Raw genomic sequence first — 15,413 nt, forward strand, 5'->3', positions numbered from 1 at the left:
AGGTACGCGGAGCGGAGGACGGGGCGGATCCGGCCGCCGGGCAGGCGGGCAGCCGCACCGGCCCGGGCACGGGGGCAGGATCCGGAGCTGCGACGAGCACGAGCCCAGGGGCAGGCCCAGGCCCAGGGACCGTGGCAGAAGCCGGGAACGCCATCGGCACGGACCCTGGCAAGGACCCCGGCAAGGACTCCGGGAAGGACACCGGCAACGGGCCCGCGCTGCCCGACCGCTCGGAGGGCAAGCGGCTGCATCCCGTCACGCCCTGGCGCCGGGCCTGGGCCCCCGTCGCGGGTCTGGTGGCCTTCTCCGTGCACGACTTCGAGCGGACCCGTGAGTGGTTCACGCATCTGACGCCGGGCTGGCTGGCTGCCGCGTTCGCGGTGCTGCTCCCGGTCGCGGCGGCCTACGGCTTCTTCTCCTGGTGGTTCACCAGCTACCTCGTCACCGACACCGAACTGCGCATCCGCACGGGCCTGGTCTTCCGCCGCACCGCGCACATCCGCCTCGACCGCGTACAGGCCGTCGACGTCGGCAGGCCGCTGCTGGCCCGCGTCGCCGGGGTCGCCAAGCTCAAGCTGGACGTCGTGGGCACCGAGGCGAAGGACGAACTCGCCTTCCTCGGCGAGCGCGAGGCGGTCGCCCTGCGGGCCGAACTCCTCGCCCGCGCCGCCGGTATCGCCCCGGACGCCGCACCGGAGGCCGGTGAGGCCCCGGCCCGCGAACTGCTGCGCGTCGGCACCCGCACGCTCGTCACGGGCCTGCTGCTCATGGGCACCGGCTGGGGCGCGCTGCTGATGATGCTCGTCGTACCCGCCCTCGTGTACGTCGCCAGCGACAGCGCCCTGGGCGCCGTCGCCGCTCTCGTCCCGGCCCTCGGCGGTGTCTGGGCGAGCACGGGCGGCCGCTTCCTCAAGGAGTACGACTGGACTGTGGCCGAGTCGCCGGACGGGCTGCGCCTCGACCACGGCCTGCTGGACCGCGAGCACGCCACCGTGCCGCCGGGACGGGTGCAGTCCGTGCGGATCACAGAGCCGCTGCTGTGGCGGCGCCGTGGCTGGGTGCGCGTCGAGCTGGAGATCGCGGGCGCCGGCAAGGACAAGGGCGGGGTGCTCATTCCGGTCGCCCCGCGGGGTGAGGCGGCCGACGTTCTCGCTCGTGTGCTGCCCGGCGTCGACCTCGCGGCCGCGGCCGGGACGACTGCTCCCGCGCCCCGCCGCGCCCGCTGGTGTGTGCCGCTGCTGTGGCGTGGCTATGGGCACGGGGCGACCGACTCCGTCTTCGTCACCCGCAGCGGCCTGATCAGCCGTCGGGTCACGCTCGTCCCGCACGCGAAGGTGCAGAGCGTGCGCTTCGCGCAGGGCCCTTGGGAGCGCAGGATGCGGCTGGCTGACGTGGCCGTCGACCACGGCGCCAACGGCTGGACCGCGGCCCGGCTGCGCGACGCGGACGAGGCGCGCGCGCTGGTGCACGCGCAGGCGGAGCGCTCGCGTACAGGACGTCGGGAGGCACGTCCCGAACGCTGGATGACAGGCGGCGCGGCGCACGCCTCCCAGACCCAGGCCGCCCCGCAGGCCGGGGCCTTGCTGCACGAGGTGCCCGATGTGCCCGCCTCCGCGGCTGACGAGGGCCGGTCAGCCGAAGGGTGACGGTACGCCGCCGAGCGGCTGGATCAGCCAGCTGAAGGAACCGAGCCCGCCCGTGCCGGTCAGCTCAGTGGCCTCACCGGCCGAGGCCAACTGCCGTACGTACGCGGCGGGATCACTGGACGCCAGCGAGAGGGGGGGACGGGCACCGTCGATCCCCAGGCTGTGGAGGGCGTCCCGCTGGGACCGTACGGCCGGAGGCGCTGTCCCGGCGGTCTCCGTCGGGTCGCCGGGCGTGGCAGTGCTGCGGCGTGCGGCGGCCCGCGCACCCGCGGCCGCGCAGGCGTCGATCGCGACGTGCGCCGTGAGATCCCGGCTGCCGTCCGGTACGGGGTGCACCTCGCGGCCGTCGAGGTAGCCGGTGAGCGTGCCGAAGGGCGGGCGGTTCTCGCGGAAGTGCCCGTAGTCGACGGCGATGGCGAGTCCCTGCCCGAGCGTGCGTACGGCCGCTGCCCACGCCTCGTCGCGCGGACGCCCGATCTCGGCGCGCAGCCCGGGCTCCGCGCGATCGGGTCCGGCGGGCCCGCCGGGGTCGAAGCCGGCCGGCCCCAGCGGCCACCACCGCTCCAGCCACTCCGCGTCGGGTCCGCTCAGGGGATCGCCGAGCCGTTCGGCGCCGTCCGACGTCCGTACGAGCACGGTGCGCGGCACCCCGCCGGAATCGGTCTCGGCGACGTCGACGGGCACGTTGTCGAGCCATTCGTTCGCGAAGAGCAGGCCGGCCGCTTTGGGAGGAGCGGGCAACTGCCGGGACCACACGATCCGTTCGTCCAGTCCCTCGGGACGGGCAGCCCGCTCGACCGCGTACGGCCGCACACGCGCGGCGACGTCCGCGGGCAGCGCCCCGAGCACGCCGGTGAGCAGTTCTCCGCGCCCGGCGCCGACGTCCACCATGGCGAGCTCCTCGGGGTGGCCGAGCGCGTCGTCGACGTGCCGCAGCAGGCGGGCGACCGCGACCGCGAAGAGCGGCGAGGCGTGCACGGACGTACGGAAGTGGGCCGCGGGTGCCTCGCGCACGAAGAAGCCCCCGCCCCCCGCTCCTGCCCCGGCAGCTCCAGTGCCGCCGGCTCCCGCGCCGTCCGCCTGCCCGGCGCCCTCGTCCGCCCTCGCACCGGCGTCCGCCGCCATGTCCGAGTCCACGTCCCGCGTCCCGTAGAGCGCGCGCTCCGCGGCGGTCCGCCAGGGCAGCCAGACGCCGTCCGTTCCGCTCGTGACGCCGGGCTCCGGGCCGGTGTGGGGTGTGCTCACGTGGCCACGTTAGGCGAGCGGTGCGGACGGTCCTCCTCCACCTTGCGGAGTAGGCGGGCGGCCACGGGATCGCCCCTCGGGCTGACCCCGGCACGTGCTCGGTCTGAATACGCTGGGTTATGTGCACCGCATTTACGATTTCATCCGCCGGCATCCCACCTGGGTGGACAGCTTGTGGGCTGTCCTGCTGCTGATGATCTCGGCGGTGTGGCTCGTCTCGAGCGTGGAGGGCGACGGGGATGGGCTGCCGCACGGCCCCGACGAGCAGATAGCCGCGATCCCCATCGTCCTGGCGATGTGCACGGTGGTCGCGCTGCGCCGCCGCGTACCGGAGAAGATGCTCGTCCTGGCGTCCGGCACCGGCGTGGCACAGGTCGTCACGCACGTCGAGGTGGGGCCCAGCAACTTCGCCATGCTGGTGATCGTCTTCACGGTCGCGTCCCGGAACATCCGCTGGGCGTCGCGTTTCGCGCTGTGCGCAGCCCTCCTCGCTCCCACCATCGCCACGCTCCGCTGGCCCGACGAGAGGCAGTCGCTCGCCGGTACGATCCTCGGCGACATCTTCCTGACGGTGACCTTCCTCCTCGCCTGGGTGCTCGGAGACTCGCTGCGCACCCGCCGCGCCTACTACGCGCAGCTCGAAGAGCGCGCCACGCGCCTGGAGAAGGAGCGCGAGGCGCAGACGAAGATCGCTGCCGCCGCCGAACGGGCCCGCATCGCCCGCGAGTTGCACGACGTCGTCGCTCACAACGTCTCGGTGATGGTCGTTCAGGCCGACGGTGCCGCGTACGTGCTGGACTCCGCTCCCGACCAGACCAAGCAGGCCCTGGAGACGATCTCCGGGACGGGCCGTCAGGCGCTCGCGGAGATGCGCCGGCTCCTCGGAGTGCTCCGCACCGGCGAGGGCGGGGGCGGCTCCGGCGGCCAGGGCCGCGAAGGCAGGGAGGGGATCGGCGAATACCTCCCGCAGCCCGGCGTCGAGCAGCTCTCGGAACTGATCGACCAGGTCAGAGGCGCGGGCCTCACCGTCAGCTTCTCGATAGAGGGCACTCCGCGCCCATTGCCCAGCAGCGTCGAACTGACCGCGTACCGCGTGGTGCAGGAGGCGCTGACCAACACACGCAAGCACGGCGGCCCCGAGGTCGGAGCGACCGTGATGCTCCGCTACGGCCCGGACGACCTGTCGCTGCTCGCGGAGGACGACGGGCGGGGCGCGGAGCGCGAGCTGTACGAGGACGGCGGCACCGACGGGCTCGGTCACGGCCTCATCGGAATGCGCGAACGCGTCGGCATGGTCGGCGGCAGTCTGGAGACCGGCCCGCGGCCCGGCGGCGGCTTCCGGATCAGCGCCGTGCTGCCGCTCAAGGCCGCCCACTGAGCAGCAGAGGAACGAAGCCCTTGTCCGCATCCGAGTCGTACGCCGCATCCGAGTCGTACGCGTCCGCACCTCCCGCCAAGACCACCTCGAAGGGGCCCCGATGACGATCCGCGTGATGCTCGTCGACGATCAGATGCTGCTGCGCACCGGCTTCCGGATGGTGCTGGCCGCGCAGCAGGACATGGAGGTCGTCGCCGAGGCCGGGGACGGCGCCCAGGCACTGGAGACGCTGCGTTCGACGGCCGTCGACGTCGTGCTGATGGACGTGCGGATGCCGAACGTCGACGGGGTCGAGGCCACCCGCCGCATCTGCTCCGGGAGCGAGGGCGGGCCCGGTTCGCCGAAGGTGCTGATCCTGACGACCTTCGACCTCGACGAGTACGCCTTCTCGGCCCTCAAGGCGGGTGCGAGCGGCTTCATGCTCAAGGACGTGCCGCCGGCCGATCTGCTCGCCGCGATCCGCGCCGTGCACAGCGGGGACGCGGTGGTCGCTCCGAGCACCACGCGCCGGCTCATCGACCGCTTCTCGACGGTGCTGCCCGCCACCACTCCCGAGCCCCTCTCGCGCGGGCTTGAGCGGCTGACCGACCGGGAGCGGGAGGTGCTGACGCTCGTCGCGCAGGGCCTCTCGAACGGTGAGATCGCCGCCCAGCTCGTGCTCTCCGAGGCGACCGTGAAGACCCATGTGGGCCGCATCCTGGCCAAGCTCGAACTGCGCGACCGTGTGCAGGCGGTCGTCCTCGCGTACGAGACGAAGCTGGTCAGGGCGGGTGGCGGCGCGCAGTAGAGGTCCCGGGGAGCCGGCCACCGCCGGATTCGGCGGCTACGCGCTCACTCCGCGCCTGCGCCCGACCCGAACGCGGACCACGTCCCGGACGCCCGCAGGAAGCCGAGGAAGTCCGCGAAGGCCGCCCGTACGTCCTCCGCGGACCACTCGAGTCCGTCCCCGGCGACCGTCACCTCGTGCATCGACAGGCCGGGGGGCGCACCCGTCGGCTCGGACCAGCGCCTGAAGAGCAGCGTCCCGGTCTTCTCCGCCTGGCGGGCGCTCGCCTCGGTCAACTCCTTCACCCCGTACGGCAGCCAGACCTGGAACTGATGGGTGTGCGGCACGCGCGGCGTCACCAGCCACCACGGCACGTCCGACTCCGCCAGCGCCCCGTGCAGCGCTTCCGCGACGAGCTTCGCGTGCGCCACGTACTCGGGCAGGCGCGGCAGTTCGCGCTCCAGGCCCACCAGCGCGGCCAGGGCCGTGGGCCACTGCTGGAAGAGCTGGCCACCGTAGCGGTGCCGCCACGCTGCCGCGTCCTTGACGACCGCCTCTGGGCCGGCGAGCGCGGCCCCGGAGAGGCCACCGAGGGACTTGTAGAAGCTGACGTAGACGGTGTCGGCGAGCGAGGCGATCTCGGCCAGGGTGCGGCCGAAGTGCGTGGGGCACTCCCACAGCCGGGCGCCGTCGAAGTGCACGACGGCGTCCCGTTCGCGCGCAGCGGCGACCGTGGAGGTCAGCTCGTCCCAGGACGGCAGCAGGAACCCGGCCTCGCGCAGGGGCAGTTCGAGGGCGAGGGTGCCGAACGGCTCGGCCACGTCCCGTACTTCGTCCGCGGACGGGAGGCGGGGCGCGTCCGTCGGGTGCACCACGTTCAGGCCGGTGAGCCGCCGCAGGGCATCGCCCTCCCAACGCACCGGGTGAGCGAGCGGATGCATGGCGACCGTGGCGTCGCCCGTACGGTCCGCCCAGCAGCGCAGCGCGGCCTGCTGCGCCATCGTCCCGGTGGGGAAGAAGGCGGCGGCCTCCGTGCCGAGGGCGGCTGCCGTGCGCCGCTCCAGCTCCCCGACGATGCCGTCCTCGTTCCCGTACATGTCGGACCAGCCGGTGAGGTCGTACGCGTCGGCGCCCTCCGCCGCCAGACGTGCCAGGCGTGCGCCGATGGTCTCAGCGGTGGGGCCCGCCGCGAGCTTGCGCACGGCACCGTTCCATGCGCGCTGCAGCCGCGCCCGTTCCTCCCGCTCAGGTCCGTCCATGACGGGCATCCTCGCTTCCGGGGGGCGCGGGCCGCCAGGGTGCCCCCGGCGCCTCGCTCGCGGTGACGGTGGGGCGGCCGCGCGCGGGGGTTCCCTCCCCCTGCGGGGCCGGTCGCCGCCGCGGGGTGCATCCGCCGACCCCGTGCGCCCCTTCGGCGCTCCCGCTCGCCGCGAAGGAATAGCATGGCCCGCAGGACGTCCGGTACCTGGCGAGGACCGGAACGGAATACGGAAGGCCGCCAAGCCGTGAACGATCAGCACCCAGCCAACCCTCCGGACGCCTCCGGCGGAGGCCTGAGCGGCCCCGCCCGGGCGGAGGACCGGCCTGCACGCCTCACCGTCGGCGTCGTCGGCACCGGCCGTGTCGGCCCCGCTCTCGGCGCCGCCCTGCGGCTGGCCGGGCACCGTCCGGTCGCCGCCTCCGGCGTCTCGGAGCGCTCGCGGCGCCGCGCCGCGGAGCTGCTTCCCGGCGTCCCGCTCGTCGACCCGCCCCAGGTCCTGGCCCAGGCCGATCTGGTGCTGCTCACCGTGCCGGACGACGTGCTGCCCGAGCTGATCACCGGGCTCGCCGAGACGGGCGCCGTGCGGCAGGGCCAGCTCATCGCCCACACCTCGGGCCGCTACGGCACGCGCGTGCTCGAACCGGCCCTGCGCGCGGGCGCGTTGCCGATAGCCCTGCATCCGGTCATGACGTTCACGGGGACGCCCGTCGACGTACAGCGCCTCGCGGGCTGCTCGTTCGGCGTCACGGCGCCCGAGGAGCTGCGGCTCGCCGCCCAGGCGCTCGTCATCGAGATGGGCGGTGAACCGGAGTGGATCGCGGAGGAGGCACGGCCCCTCTACCACGCGGCCCTGGCGATCGGCGCGAATCACCTCGTCACCCTTGTCGGGCAGTCCGTCGACCTGCTGCGCGCCTCCGGGGTCGAGGCACCCGAGAAGATGCTCGGGCCGCTGCTGGGCGCCGCGCTCGACAACAGCCTGCGCTCCGGCGACGCGGCACTGACGGGACCGGTCGCGCGCGGCGACGCGGGCACCGTCTCCGCGCACCTCGCCGAACTCGCCGAACACGCACCGCGCATGGTCGCCAGCTACCTCGCGATGGCACGCGCCACCGCGGACCGCGCCATCGACCAGGGCCTCCTCAAGCCCGAACTCGCCGAGGAACTGCTCGACGTCCTGTCCGAAGGAGGCCGGCGCTGATGAAGGGCACGGCAGAGAACGCGGCACCGGCTGCCGCGGCGTCGGACACCGCGGGAGCGGAGCCGAACGGCGTGGCAGCCGGAACGCACCTGCGGCACATACGACTTGTCCATACGGCCGCCGAACTGCGCGCCACGGCCGCCGGGTTCGGAGCCGGAGCGCCCGGGGAGCGAGCCGTCGTCATGACGATGGGCGCGTTGCACGCCGGGCACGCCTCGCTCATCCGCACCGCACGTGAGCGCGTGGGTCGGCAAGGGCAGGTGGTCGTCACCGTGTTCGTCAATCCGCTCCAGTTCGGCCCCTCCGAGGACCTCGACCGCTATCCGCGCACGCTCGACGCCGATCTGGAAGTGGCCGAAGAGGCGGGCGCGGACGTGGTGTTCGCACCGTCCGTCGAGGAGGTCTACCCGGAGAGCGCCGGATCCTCACGGAGCGCCGGGGGAAGAGGCCAGGGGGAGACCGGCCCGCAGGTCCGCGTGTCCGCCGGCCCGATGGGCGAGCGCTTCGAAGGTGCGTACAGGCCCGGGCACTTCGACGGTGTGCTCACCGTCGTGGCGAAGCTGCTGCACATGACCGCGCCCGACATCTCGCTGTACGGGCAGAAGGACGCACAGCAACTCGCCCTGATCCGGCGGATGGTGACGGACCTGAACTTCCCCGTGGAGATCATCGGGGTGCCGACCGTACGCGAGTCCGACGGAATGGCCCTCTCCAGCCGCAACCGCTACCTCTCGCCCGATGAGCGTGACAGCGCGCTCGCCCTCTCCGGGGCCCTGTTCGCGGCACGGGACGCGATGCCCGACGGCATCGACACCGCCCTGGCGGCGGCGCGCGCGGTCCTGGACGGTGCCGCCCGTCGCGAACCACCCCTGCACGTGGACTACTTGGCCCTCATCGATCCCGCCGACTTCACCGAACTCACCGAACGCGCGGGGGAGTCCGGCCACACGCCTCCAACGGGTGCGGAAAAAGCGGCAGACGCGGAAGAAGGCGTGCTCGCGGTCGCCGCCCGCGTCGGCGGCACCCGGCTGATCGACAACATCCTCCTGCCCCTCGGTTCGCTGCGATGACGGGGCCCAAGGGGACGCGGTCCCTCGGCCAGGAGGAGCCCGCCGGGGCGGCCCGAACCGCGGCAGGTGAGCGCCACGGTCACAGCCTCGACGTTCCCGTACCAACCGGCAGCACGGGCCCGCTCCGTGCCCCCGCGCCCGGCTGGCGGATCGACGCGGACGTCGTGGTCGTCGGCTCCGGCGTCGCCGGTCTGACGGCTGCTCTGCGCTGCGACGCCGCCGGGCTCCGCACGGTCGTCGTCACCAAGGCGCGCCTCGACGACGGCTCCACGCGCTGGGCGCAGGGCGGCATCGCGGCCGCCCTCGGCGAGGGCGACAGCCCCGCACAGCACCTCGACGACACCCTCGTCGCCGGAGCGGGGCTGTGCGACGAGGAGGCCGTCCGCACGCTCGTGACCGAGGGGCCCGCCGCCGTGCGGCGCCTCATCGGCACCGGGGCCCGCTTCGACGCCGACCCCCGCACCGGCGAGATACAGCTGACCCGCGAGGGCGGCCACCACCGCCGGCGCATCGCGCACGCGGGCGGCGACGCGACCGGCGCGGAGATCTCCCGCGCGCTCCTCGACGCCGTACGGGACGGGCGCGGCGGTCGCGGTGGCCTCCGTACCGTCGAGAACGCCCTCGTGCTCGACCTGCTCAAGACGGCGGACGGCGCTGCCGCGGGCGTCACCTTGCATGTGATGGGCGAGGGCCAGCACGACGGCGTCGGAGCGGTGCACGCCCCGGCGGTCGTGCTCGCCACCGGCGGCATGGGCCAGGTCTTCTCCGCGACCACCAACCCGTCCGTGTCCACCGGCGACGGCGTCGCCCTGGCCCTGCGCGCGGGAGCCGAGGTCAGCGACCTGGAGTTCGTGCAGTTCCACCCGACGGTGCTGTACCTGGGCGCCGACGCCGAGGGTCAGCAGCCGCTGATCTCGGAGGCCGTACGCGGCGAGGGCGCCCATCTCGTCGACGCCGACGGCGTGCGCTTCATGGCCGGGCAGCACGAACTGGCGGAGCTGGCGCCGCGCGACATCGTCGCCAAGGCGATCATGCGGCGGGCCGCCGAGGCGGGCGCGGACCCGGGTACCGAGCACATGTATCTCGACGCCCGCCACTTCGGCGCCGCCATGTGGGAGTCCCGCTTCCCCACGATCCTCGAGGCCTGCCGCAGCCACGGCATCGATCCGGTGACCGAGGTCGTCCCCGTGGCACCGGCCGCGCACTACGCCAGCGGCGGCGTGCGCACGGATCTCCACGGCCGCACCACCGTCCCCGGCCTGTACGCGTGCGGCGAGGTCGCCTGCACCGGTGTGCACGGCGCGAACCGGCTCGCCTCCAACAGCCTGCTGGAGGGCCTGGTCTTCGCCGAACGCATCGCCGATGCCGTGTCACAGGCCGTTGAGGAGGGTGCTGAAGGCAGCGGCGAGGACGCCCCCGCTTCCCACCGCCCGGCCACCGATGCCGCGCACGGGCCCGGCGTGACACCCCTGCTTCCCGCGGAGGCACGACCCGACATCCAGCGCGTCATGACGGCCGGCGCCGGAGTCCTGCGCTCCGCAGCCAGCCTCGCCGATGCCGCCGCCCGCCTCGACGCGCTCACCGCGGTCACGGCGCACAAGCCGGCCGACCCCGGTGTGGAGACGTGGGAGACCGCCAACCTTCACCTCGTCGCCCGCGTCCTCGTCGCGGCCGCGCTCCGCAGGGAGGAGACCCGCGGCTGCCACTGGCGCGAGGACCACCCCGGCCGGGACGATGCCGCCTGGCGCCGGCACCTCGTCATTGGTGTGCACGGGGCGGGCCGTAGTCTCGACGTCCGTACGACCCCGACGACCGCATTTCCGCCGACCGTGTTCCCGCCGGCCGCGGACGCCCTCCCGGAGCCCGGCAGCGCTCCGGACCGTTCCGAAGCATCACAGGCCCCGCCACCACACACCCCTACGGAGAAGCCGTGACCAGCCCCTTTCCGGACTCCCCGGAGGAGCGACGCCCTCAGCCCGTCGACGTGCCCCTGCTCCAGATCGGCGGTCCCGCCTCGGCCCTCACCCCGCAGTCCGGCGGCTGCGGCGACTCCTGCGGGTGCGGCAGTGGCGGCTCGGAGGGCGCGGACGCCGCGTGGGACCTGGATCCGCTGGACTGCGGACTCGACCCCGACCTCGCGCGGCTCCTGGCCGACGCGGGTCTCGACCCCGTACAGGTCGAGGACATCGCGCACCTGGCCATCGAGGAGGACCTCGATCACGGCGTCGACGTCACCACCGTCGCGACCATCCCCGAACTCGCCTTCTCCACAGGCGACTTCGTCGCCCGGGAGGAGGGGACCGTCGCCGGGCTGCACATCGCCGAGGCCGTCCTCTCCGTGGTGTGCACGGACGAGTTCGAGGTGGAGCGCCACGTCGAGGACGGCGGCCAGGTCGAGGCCGGGCAGCGGCTGCTGACGGTACGCACGCGCACCCGTGACCTGCTCACCGCCGAGCGCAGCGCCCTCAACCTGCTCTGCCGTCTCTCCGGCATCGCCACCGTCACCCGCAGCTGGGCGGACGAGATCTCCCGCGCCGCCACAGCCGCCGACTCCGGCACGCACGCCGAGACGCGCGTACGCGACACCCGCAAGACGACGCCGGGGCTGCGCGCCCTGGAGAAGTACGCGGTCCGCTGCGGCGGCGGCACGAACCACCGCTTCTCCCTCTCCGACGCGGCGCTCATCAAGGACAACCACGTGGTGGCGGCGGGCGGCGTCGCCGAGGCGTTCAGACTCGTGCGCGCCGAGTTCCCGGACATCCCCATCGAGGTGGAGGTCGACCGCCTCGACCAGATCGAGGGGGTGCTCGCCGAGGGCGCCGACCTGATCCTGCTCGACAACTTCACGCCGGACGAGACGGCGGCGGCCGTGGCCCTCGTCGCGGGGCGTGCCCAGCTGGAGTCCTCCGGCCGTCTCACTCTGGAGAACGCCGGGGACTACGCCGCGACCGGCGTCGACTTCCTCGCCGTCGGCGCCCTCACCCACTCCTCCCCGATCCTCGACATCGGCCTGGACCTCCGCGAGACGGAAGGCGCCGGTGAGAAGCGCGAAGAGGTTGATGACTGATGCTGCTGACCATCGACGTCGGTAACACTCACACCGTCCTGGGCCTCTTCGACGGCGAAGACATCGTCGAGCACTGGCGCATCTCCACCGACGCCCGCCGCACGGCCGACGAACTCGCAGTGCTCCTCCAGGGGTTGATGGGCATGCACCCCCTCCTCGGCGAGGAGCTCGGCGACAACGTGGAGGGCATCGCCATCTGCTCGACCGTCCCGTCCGTGCTGCACGAGCTGCGCGAGGTGACCCGCCGCTACTACGGCGACATCCCGGCAGTCCTCGTCGAGCCGGGCGTGAAGACGGGTGTGCCGATCCTCATGGACAACCCCAAGGAGGTCGGCGCCGACCGCATCATCAACGCTCTCGCCGCGGTCGAGCTGTACGGCGGCCCCTGCGTGGTCGTCGACTTCGGCACGGCCACCACCTTCGACGCCGTCTCCGCGCGGGGCGAGTACGTCGGCGGCGTCATCGCCCCCGGCATCGAGATCTCCGTGGACGCGCTCGGCGTGCGCGGCGCGCAGCTGCGCAAGATCGAGCTGGCCCGCCCGCGCAGCGTCATCGGCAAGAACACCGTCGAGGCCATGCAGTCGGGCATCCTCTATGGCTTCGCCGGCCAGGTGGACGGTGTCGTCGACCGCATCGCCCGTGAGCTCACCGACGACCCGGACGACGTGACGGTCATCGCCACCGGCGGCCTCGCACCGATGGTGCTGGGCGAGGCATCCGCCATCGACGAGCACGAGCCCTGGCTGACGCTGATCGGCCTCCGCCTCGTCTACGAGCGCAACGTCAGCCGTACCTGAGGGACGCCGACCGTAGGTGACGGGCGTCAGCCGTAGCTGAGGGACTGAGGGAGCCGTGCGCCCTCACGCTCCCTCAGGCGCCCGTGGCCGGTCTCGGGCGCCCTGGAGGGCTGCCGTAGTCTGGAGGCCTGTTCTGAAGGAGGCACGACAGGCATGGACTACATCGCGGCACTGACACCGCCCGTCGTGATGGCGGTGGCATTCACCGCTCTCATCGTGACGATCGTGAAGAGCCAGGGTGGCGCGAACAAGGCCAAGGAAGACGCGGCCGTGGACGCCGCCTTCGCCCGTGCGGAGCGCGTCAGGCAGAAGAAAGCGGACTGATCCGCGATCTTCCCTGCGGTATTCGGGACAACTCCGACTATTATTCACGGCGTGCCTCGGCCATTGGGAGAGTTGGAAGACGCCGTCATGACGCGGGTATGGCGGTGGAACCGTCCCGTCACCGTGCGGGAAGTTCTCGAGGATCTGCGGGACGACCGGTCCATCGCGTACACGACGGTCATGACCGTAATGGACAACCTCCACCAGAAGGGCTGGCTCCGCAGACGCCAAGAAGGCCGGGCCTATCGATATGAGCCGGTCTCGACGCGTGCCGCCTACTCCGCCGCACTCATGAACGAGGCCTGGGCGTCGAGTGACAACGCCGCCGCCGCTCTCGTGGAGTTCTTCGGCCGCATGACTCCGGAACAGCTCGATGCCGTACGTGATGCGTTGCGCGTCGTGCAGCTGAACGATGTGCATGTCGATGCTCCGGAGAGAGCGCCGCGTGAGACCCACTAGCCAACGCAGAAGAAGGACCGCGGTTGAACGCGGAACGCGCTGAACCCGTGGAGTCCCGTAGAACTCCGTAGAACGCCGTAGAACGGTGCTGAACTCGCGGAACTCACGGAGCAGGGGAGCGCGGCCCCGGAACGGAAGCGCTCAGGAAGCCGCTCGGGAACCTGTGGCGGAACGTGCCCGGAACGTCTCCGGGAAGGCCACCGGAACGTCTCAGGAAGGCGTCGGGGAACGCCCCGGACCCGGAGAGTGCCGCCTTCGGCAAGGGCGATAGCGTCCCGTTCATGGCGTCCCCATCCCCTTCCGTATCAGAAGTCACCGTCCGCCGTGCACGCACGACAGATGTGCGCGCAGTGCGCCACCTCATCGATGTCTACTCACGCGACCGCATCCTGCTCGACAAAGCCACGGTCACCCTTTACGAGGACATTCAGGAGTTCTGGGTGGCGGAACGCGATCACGACGCCGAGGTGGTCGCATGCGGCGCTCTCCATGTGATGTGGGAGGACTTGGCCGAGGTCAGGACGCTCGCGGTCGATCCCGCGCTCAAGGGCACCGGCGTGGGTCATCTCCTGCTGGAGAAGCTCCTGAACACCGCACGATGGCTGGGTGTGCGGCGCATTTTCTGTCTCACCTTCGAAGTGGACTTCTTCACCAGGCACGGCTTCACGGAGATCGGGGAGACGCCGGTCGACGGCGATGTCTACAGCGAACTGCTGCGTTCCTTTGACGAGGGAGTGGCAGAGTTCCTGGGTCTCGAACGAGTGAAGCCGAACACCTTGGGCAACAGTCGCATGCTTCTGCATCTCTGAGTGACGGACTCGTGACCGCTCCATGCCACTCGACCGAGGGACGACGGTGGCGCTTTGTCCGAAAGATCCCGCCAATCCCGTCGGTGGACCGGACAAACTCAACCGAGGGTTTGTGTTTCTCCCCGAAAAGCGGTTTGCTTTCTTCGTCAGTATCAGTAATCGAGTTATCCATGACGAATGGGAGTACGCGGTGGCGCAGAAGGTTCAGGTTCTTCTGGTCGACGACCTCGAGGGCGGCGAGGCCGACGAGACAGTGACGTTCGCTCTGGACGGGAAGACCTACGAGATCGACCTGTCCACCTCTAATGCGGACAAGCTCCGTACGGTGCTCGATCCGTATGTGAAGGGCGGCCGGCGTACCGGTGGCCGTTCGGCTCGCGGAAAGGGCCGTGTCTCCGGCGGCGGCAGCAGTCAGGACACCGCGAAGATCCGTGCCTGGGCGAAGGAACAGGGTTACGAGGTCAACGACCGCGGCCGTGTTCCGGCCAATATCCGAGAGGCCTACGAGAAGGCCAACGGCTGATCCCGCGACTTACGTGCGGTGCTTCGAAGCCTCGCCCGGTGGCATTCCGTCGCCGCAGCGCTGACCAGCCGTACGAGATCGATGCGATCCGCCTCACGCCCCGGCCCGGGAGGCCGCAGCCATACGGCGGCCTCCCGAGGGTCGTAAGCGGTACGGCCCGCCAGCCCCAGTTCGATGCCGCCCCATTCGAGCCACTCCAGCAGTCCCGGTAATTCCTCCGCGCTGCCCTCCGGGACGAGCAGCTGAACGCATCCGCTTTCCCTGTCGAACGCCACGGGTCCCGTTTGCACGCCCCGGCGCCGCAGCAGTGCCAGGCCCGCATCCGCGGAAAGCACCAGCGCGTCGTAACCGCCGGCGCCTTCCGGGGCACCCTCACCGGCGCCCCCGCCCCCGGGGACGTGGGCGCCGGAAGCCGTGTGCGGCCCGGGAATCGCGAAGCTCACGACCGGAGCAACTGACGAACCCCCTCCGGGTTACGGGGCGTTGTGCCGCGGCTACACTTGACAGCTCTGTGTGTTCACGCGTGCGCACAAGGTGACGTGCGTGAGAAGCGCCAGGTGCAAGGCTGTTCGCCCTCAGCGGATGCCCTCTGCCGACTCGGACAAGCCCGGCATGGAGTGTCAGTGCGAGCGGGTAAGAAGGTTCTGAGGTCGGTCCTGCCTGCTTCAGGCCGGACAGCAGCACAAAGACCTGGTGACACGGGGGGTGCGAAGAGCGATGACGACGAGCCGGGAGCCATTCGGCCAAGAGCCGTTCGCCGTGGGCGTAGTGAATCAGGGTGGATACGCCTGGCCTGCGGGAACATCGTCTCGCACCATCGGGTTGGAAGTGTTGTCGGCTGTTCGGGGAAGGAGGCCCGACTGTGCTTCC

Annotated in this window: 15 protein-coding genes; 12 read left to right on the forward strand and 3 right to left on the reverse strand. The window is 71.9% G+C overall.

Going from position 1 to position 15,413, the window contains the following annotated elements; genetic code table 11:
* Positions 1-131 precede the first annotated feature (131 nt).
* Complete coding sequence (locus I004_RS36260; protein WP_078511840.1) at positions 132-1,646, forward strand: PH domain-containing protein; 1,515 nt, start codon at positions 132-134, stop codon at positions 1,644-1,646.
* On the opposite strand, the gene I004_RS0126820 is transcribed toward I004_RS36260, so the two are convergent.
* Positions 1,632-2,891, reverse strand: coding sequence for an SAM-dependent methyltransferase (locus I004_RS0126820; RefSeq protein WP_028438028.1), 1,260 nt, complete (start codon positions 2,889-2,891; stop codon positions 1,632-1,634). The genes I004_RS36260 and I004_RS0126820 overlap by 15 nt on opposite strands.
* Positions 2,892-3,012: 121 nt before the next feature.
* Between I004_RS0126820 and I004_RS0126825 the strand changes: the two genes are divergently transcribed.
* Both I004_RS0126825 and I004_RS0126830 read left to right on the forward strand, forming a co-directional pair.
* The gene (locus I004_RS0126825; protein WP_028438029.1) at positions 3,013-4,269 is read left to right on the forward strand and encodes a DUF7134 domain-containing protein; all 1,257 of its coding nucleotides are present in this window, start codon (positions 3,013-3,015) and stop codon (positions 4,267-4,269) included.
* Between the two features lie 100 nt (positions 4,270-4,369).
* Complete coding sequence (locus tag I004_RS0126830; protein WP_028438030.1) at positions 4,370-5,056, forward strand: response regulator transcription factor; 687 nt, start codon at positions 4,370-4,372, stop codon at positions 5,054-5,056.
* Positions 5,057-5,100: 44 nt separating this feature from the next.
* Here I004_RS0126830 and I004_RS36265 read toward each other — a convergent pair whose 3' ends face one another.
* Positions 5,101-6,303: a beta-eliminating lyase-related protein gene (locus I004_RS36265; protein WP_051345482.1), complete on the reverse strand. Its 1,203-nt coding sequence runs from the start codon at positions 6,301-6,303 to the stop codon at positions 5,101-5,103.
* Positions 6,304-6,540: 237 nt separating this feature from the next.
* Between I004_RS36265 and I004_RS0126840 the strand changes: the two genes are divergently transcribed.
* From I004_RS0126840 to I004_RS0126880, 9 genes are all read left to right on the forward strand, one after another.
* Positions 6,541-7,494: a DUF2520 domain-containing protein gene (locus I004_RS0126840; RefSeq protein ID WP_078511841.1), complete on the forward strand. Its 954-nt coding sequence runs from the start codon at positions 6,541-6,543 to the stop codon at positions 7,492-7,494.
* Complete coding sequence (gene panC / locus I004_RS0126845; protein WP_078511842.1) at positions 7,494-8,564, forward strand: pantoate--beta-alanine ligase; 1,071 nt, start codon at positions 7,494-7,496, stop codon at positions 8,562-8,564. The genes I004_RS0126840 and panC overlap by 1 nt, the downstream gene beginning before the upstream one ends.
* A complete protein-coding gene (locus tag I004_RS36270) occupies positions 8,561-10,498 on the forward strand; it encodes an L-aspartate oxidase (protein ID WP_078511843.1) in 1,938 nt (645 codons plus the stop codon). Before panC ends, I004_RS36270 begins: the two co-directional genes overlap by 4 nt.
* Complete coding sequence (gene nadC / locus I004_RS0126855) at positions 10,495-11,631, forward strand: carboxylating nicotinate-nucleotide diphosphorylase (protein ID WP_028438033.1); 1,137 nt, start codon at positions 10,495-10,497, stop codon at positions 11,629-11,631. The genes I004_RS36270 and nadC overlap by 4 nt, the downstream gene beginning before the upstream one ends.
* Complete coding sequence (locus I004_RS0126860) at positions 11,631-12,428, forward strand: type III pantothenate kinase (protein WP_028438034.1); 798 nt, start codon at positions 11,631-11,633, stop codon at positions 12,426-12,428. The genes nadC and I004_RS0126860 overlap by 1 nt, the downstream gene beginning before the upstream one ends.
* A gap of 153 nt (positions 12,429-12,581) precedes the next feature.
* Positions 12,582-12,752, forward strand: coding sequence for a hypothetical protein (locus I004_RS39960; RefSeq protein ID WP_028438035.1), 171 nt, complete (start codon positions 12,582-12,584; stop codon positions 12,750-12,752).
* Positions 12,753-12,803: 51 nt separating this feature from the next.
* A complete protein-coding gene (locus tag I004_RS0126870; RefSeq protein WP_028438036.1) occupies positions 12,804-13,211 on the forward strand; it encodes a BlaI/MecI/CopY family transcriptional regulator in 408 nt (135 codons plus the stop codon).
* A 281-nt stretch (positions 13,212-13,492) separates the two neighbouring features.
* Positions 13,493-14,020: an amino-acid N-acetyltransferase gene (locus tag I004_RS0126875; protein WP_028438037.1), complete on the forward strand. Its 528-nt coding sequence runs from the start codon at positions 13,493-13,495 to the stop codon at positions 14,018-14,020.
* 190 nt (positions 14,021-14,210) lie between these two features.
* Positions 14,211-14,543, forward strand: coding sequence for a histone-like nucleoid-structuring protein Lsr2 (locus I004_RS0126880; protein WP_028438038.1), 333 nt, complete (start codon positions 14,211-14,213; stop codon positions 14,541-14,543).
* Here the strand turns inward: I004_RS0126880 and I004_RS36275 are convergent.
* Entirely contained in the window at positions 14,522-14,986 is a 465-nt protein-coding gene (locus I004_RS36275) for a hypothetical protein (protein ID WP_078511844.1), read from the reverse strand. The two genes, I004_RS0126880 and I004_RS36275, sit on opposite strands and share 22 nt — an antisense overlap.
* Between the last annotated feature and the right edge of the window lie 427 nt (positions 14,987-15,413).

Source organism: Streptomyces sp. TAA486 (genome assembly GCF_000426165.1).

Bases quoted from the DNA above. Each gene is read 5' to 3' on its own strand.
- I004_RS0126830 (WP_028438030.1), top strand. From the start codon at position 4,370: ATGACGATCCGCGTGATGCTCGTCGACGATCAGATGCTGCTGCGCACC.
- I004_RS36265 (WP_051345482.1), bottom strand. From the start codon at position 6,303: ATGCCCGTCATGGACGGACCTGAGCGGGAGGAACGGGCGCGGCTGCAG.
- panC (WP_078511842.1), top strand. From the start codon at position 7,494: ATGAAGGGCACGGCAGAGAACGCGGCACCGGCTGCCGCGGCGTCGGAC.
- I004_RS36270 (WP_078511843.1), top strand. From the start codon at position 8,561: ATGACGGGGCCCAAGGGGACGCGGTCCCTCGGCCAGGAGGAGCCCGCC.
- I004_RS0126860 (WP_028438034.1), top strand. From the start codon at position 11,631: ATGCTGCTGACCATCGACGTCGGTAACACTCACACCGTCCTGGGCCTC.
- I004_RS39960 (WP_028438035.1), top strand. From the start codon at position 12,582: ATGGACTACATCGCGGCACTGACACCGCCCGTCGTGATGGCGGTGGCA.
- I004_RS0126875 (WP_028438037.1), top strand. From the start codon at position 13,493: ATGGCGTCCCCATCCCCTTCCGTATCAGAAGTCACCGTCCGCCGTGCA.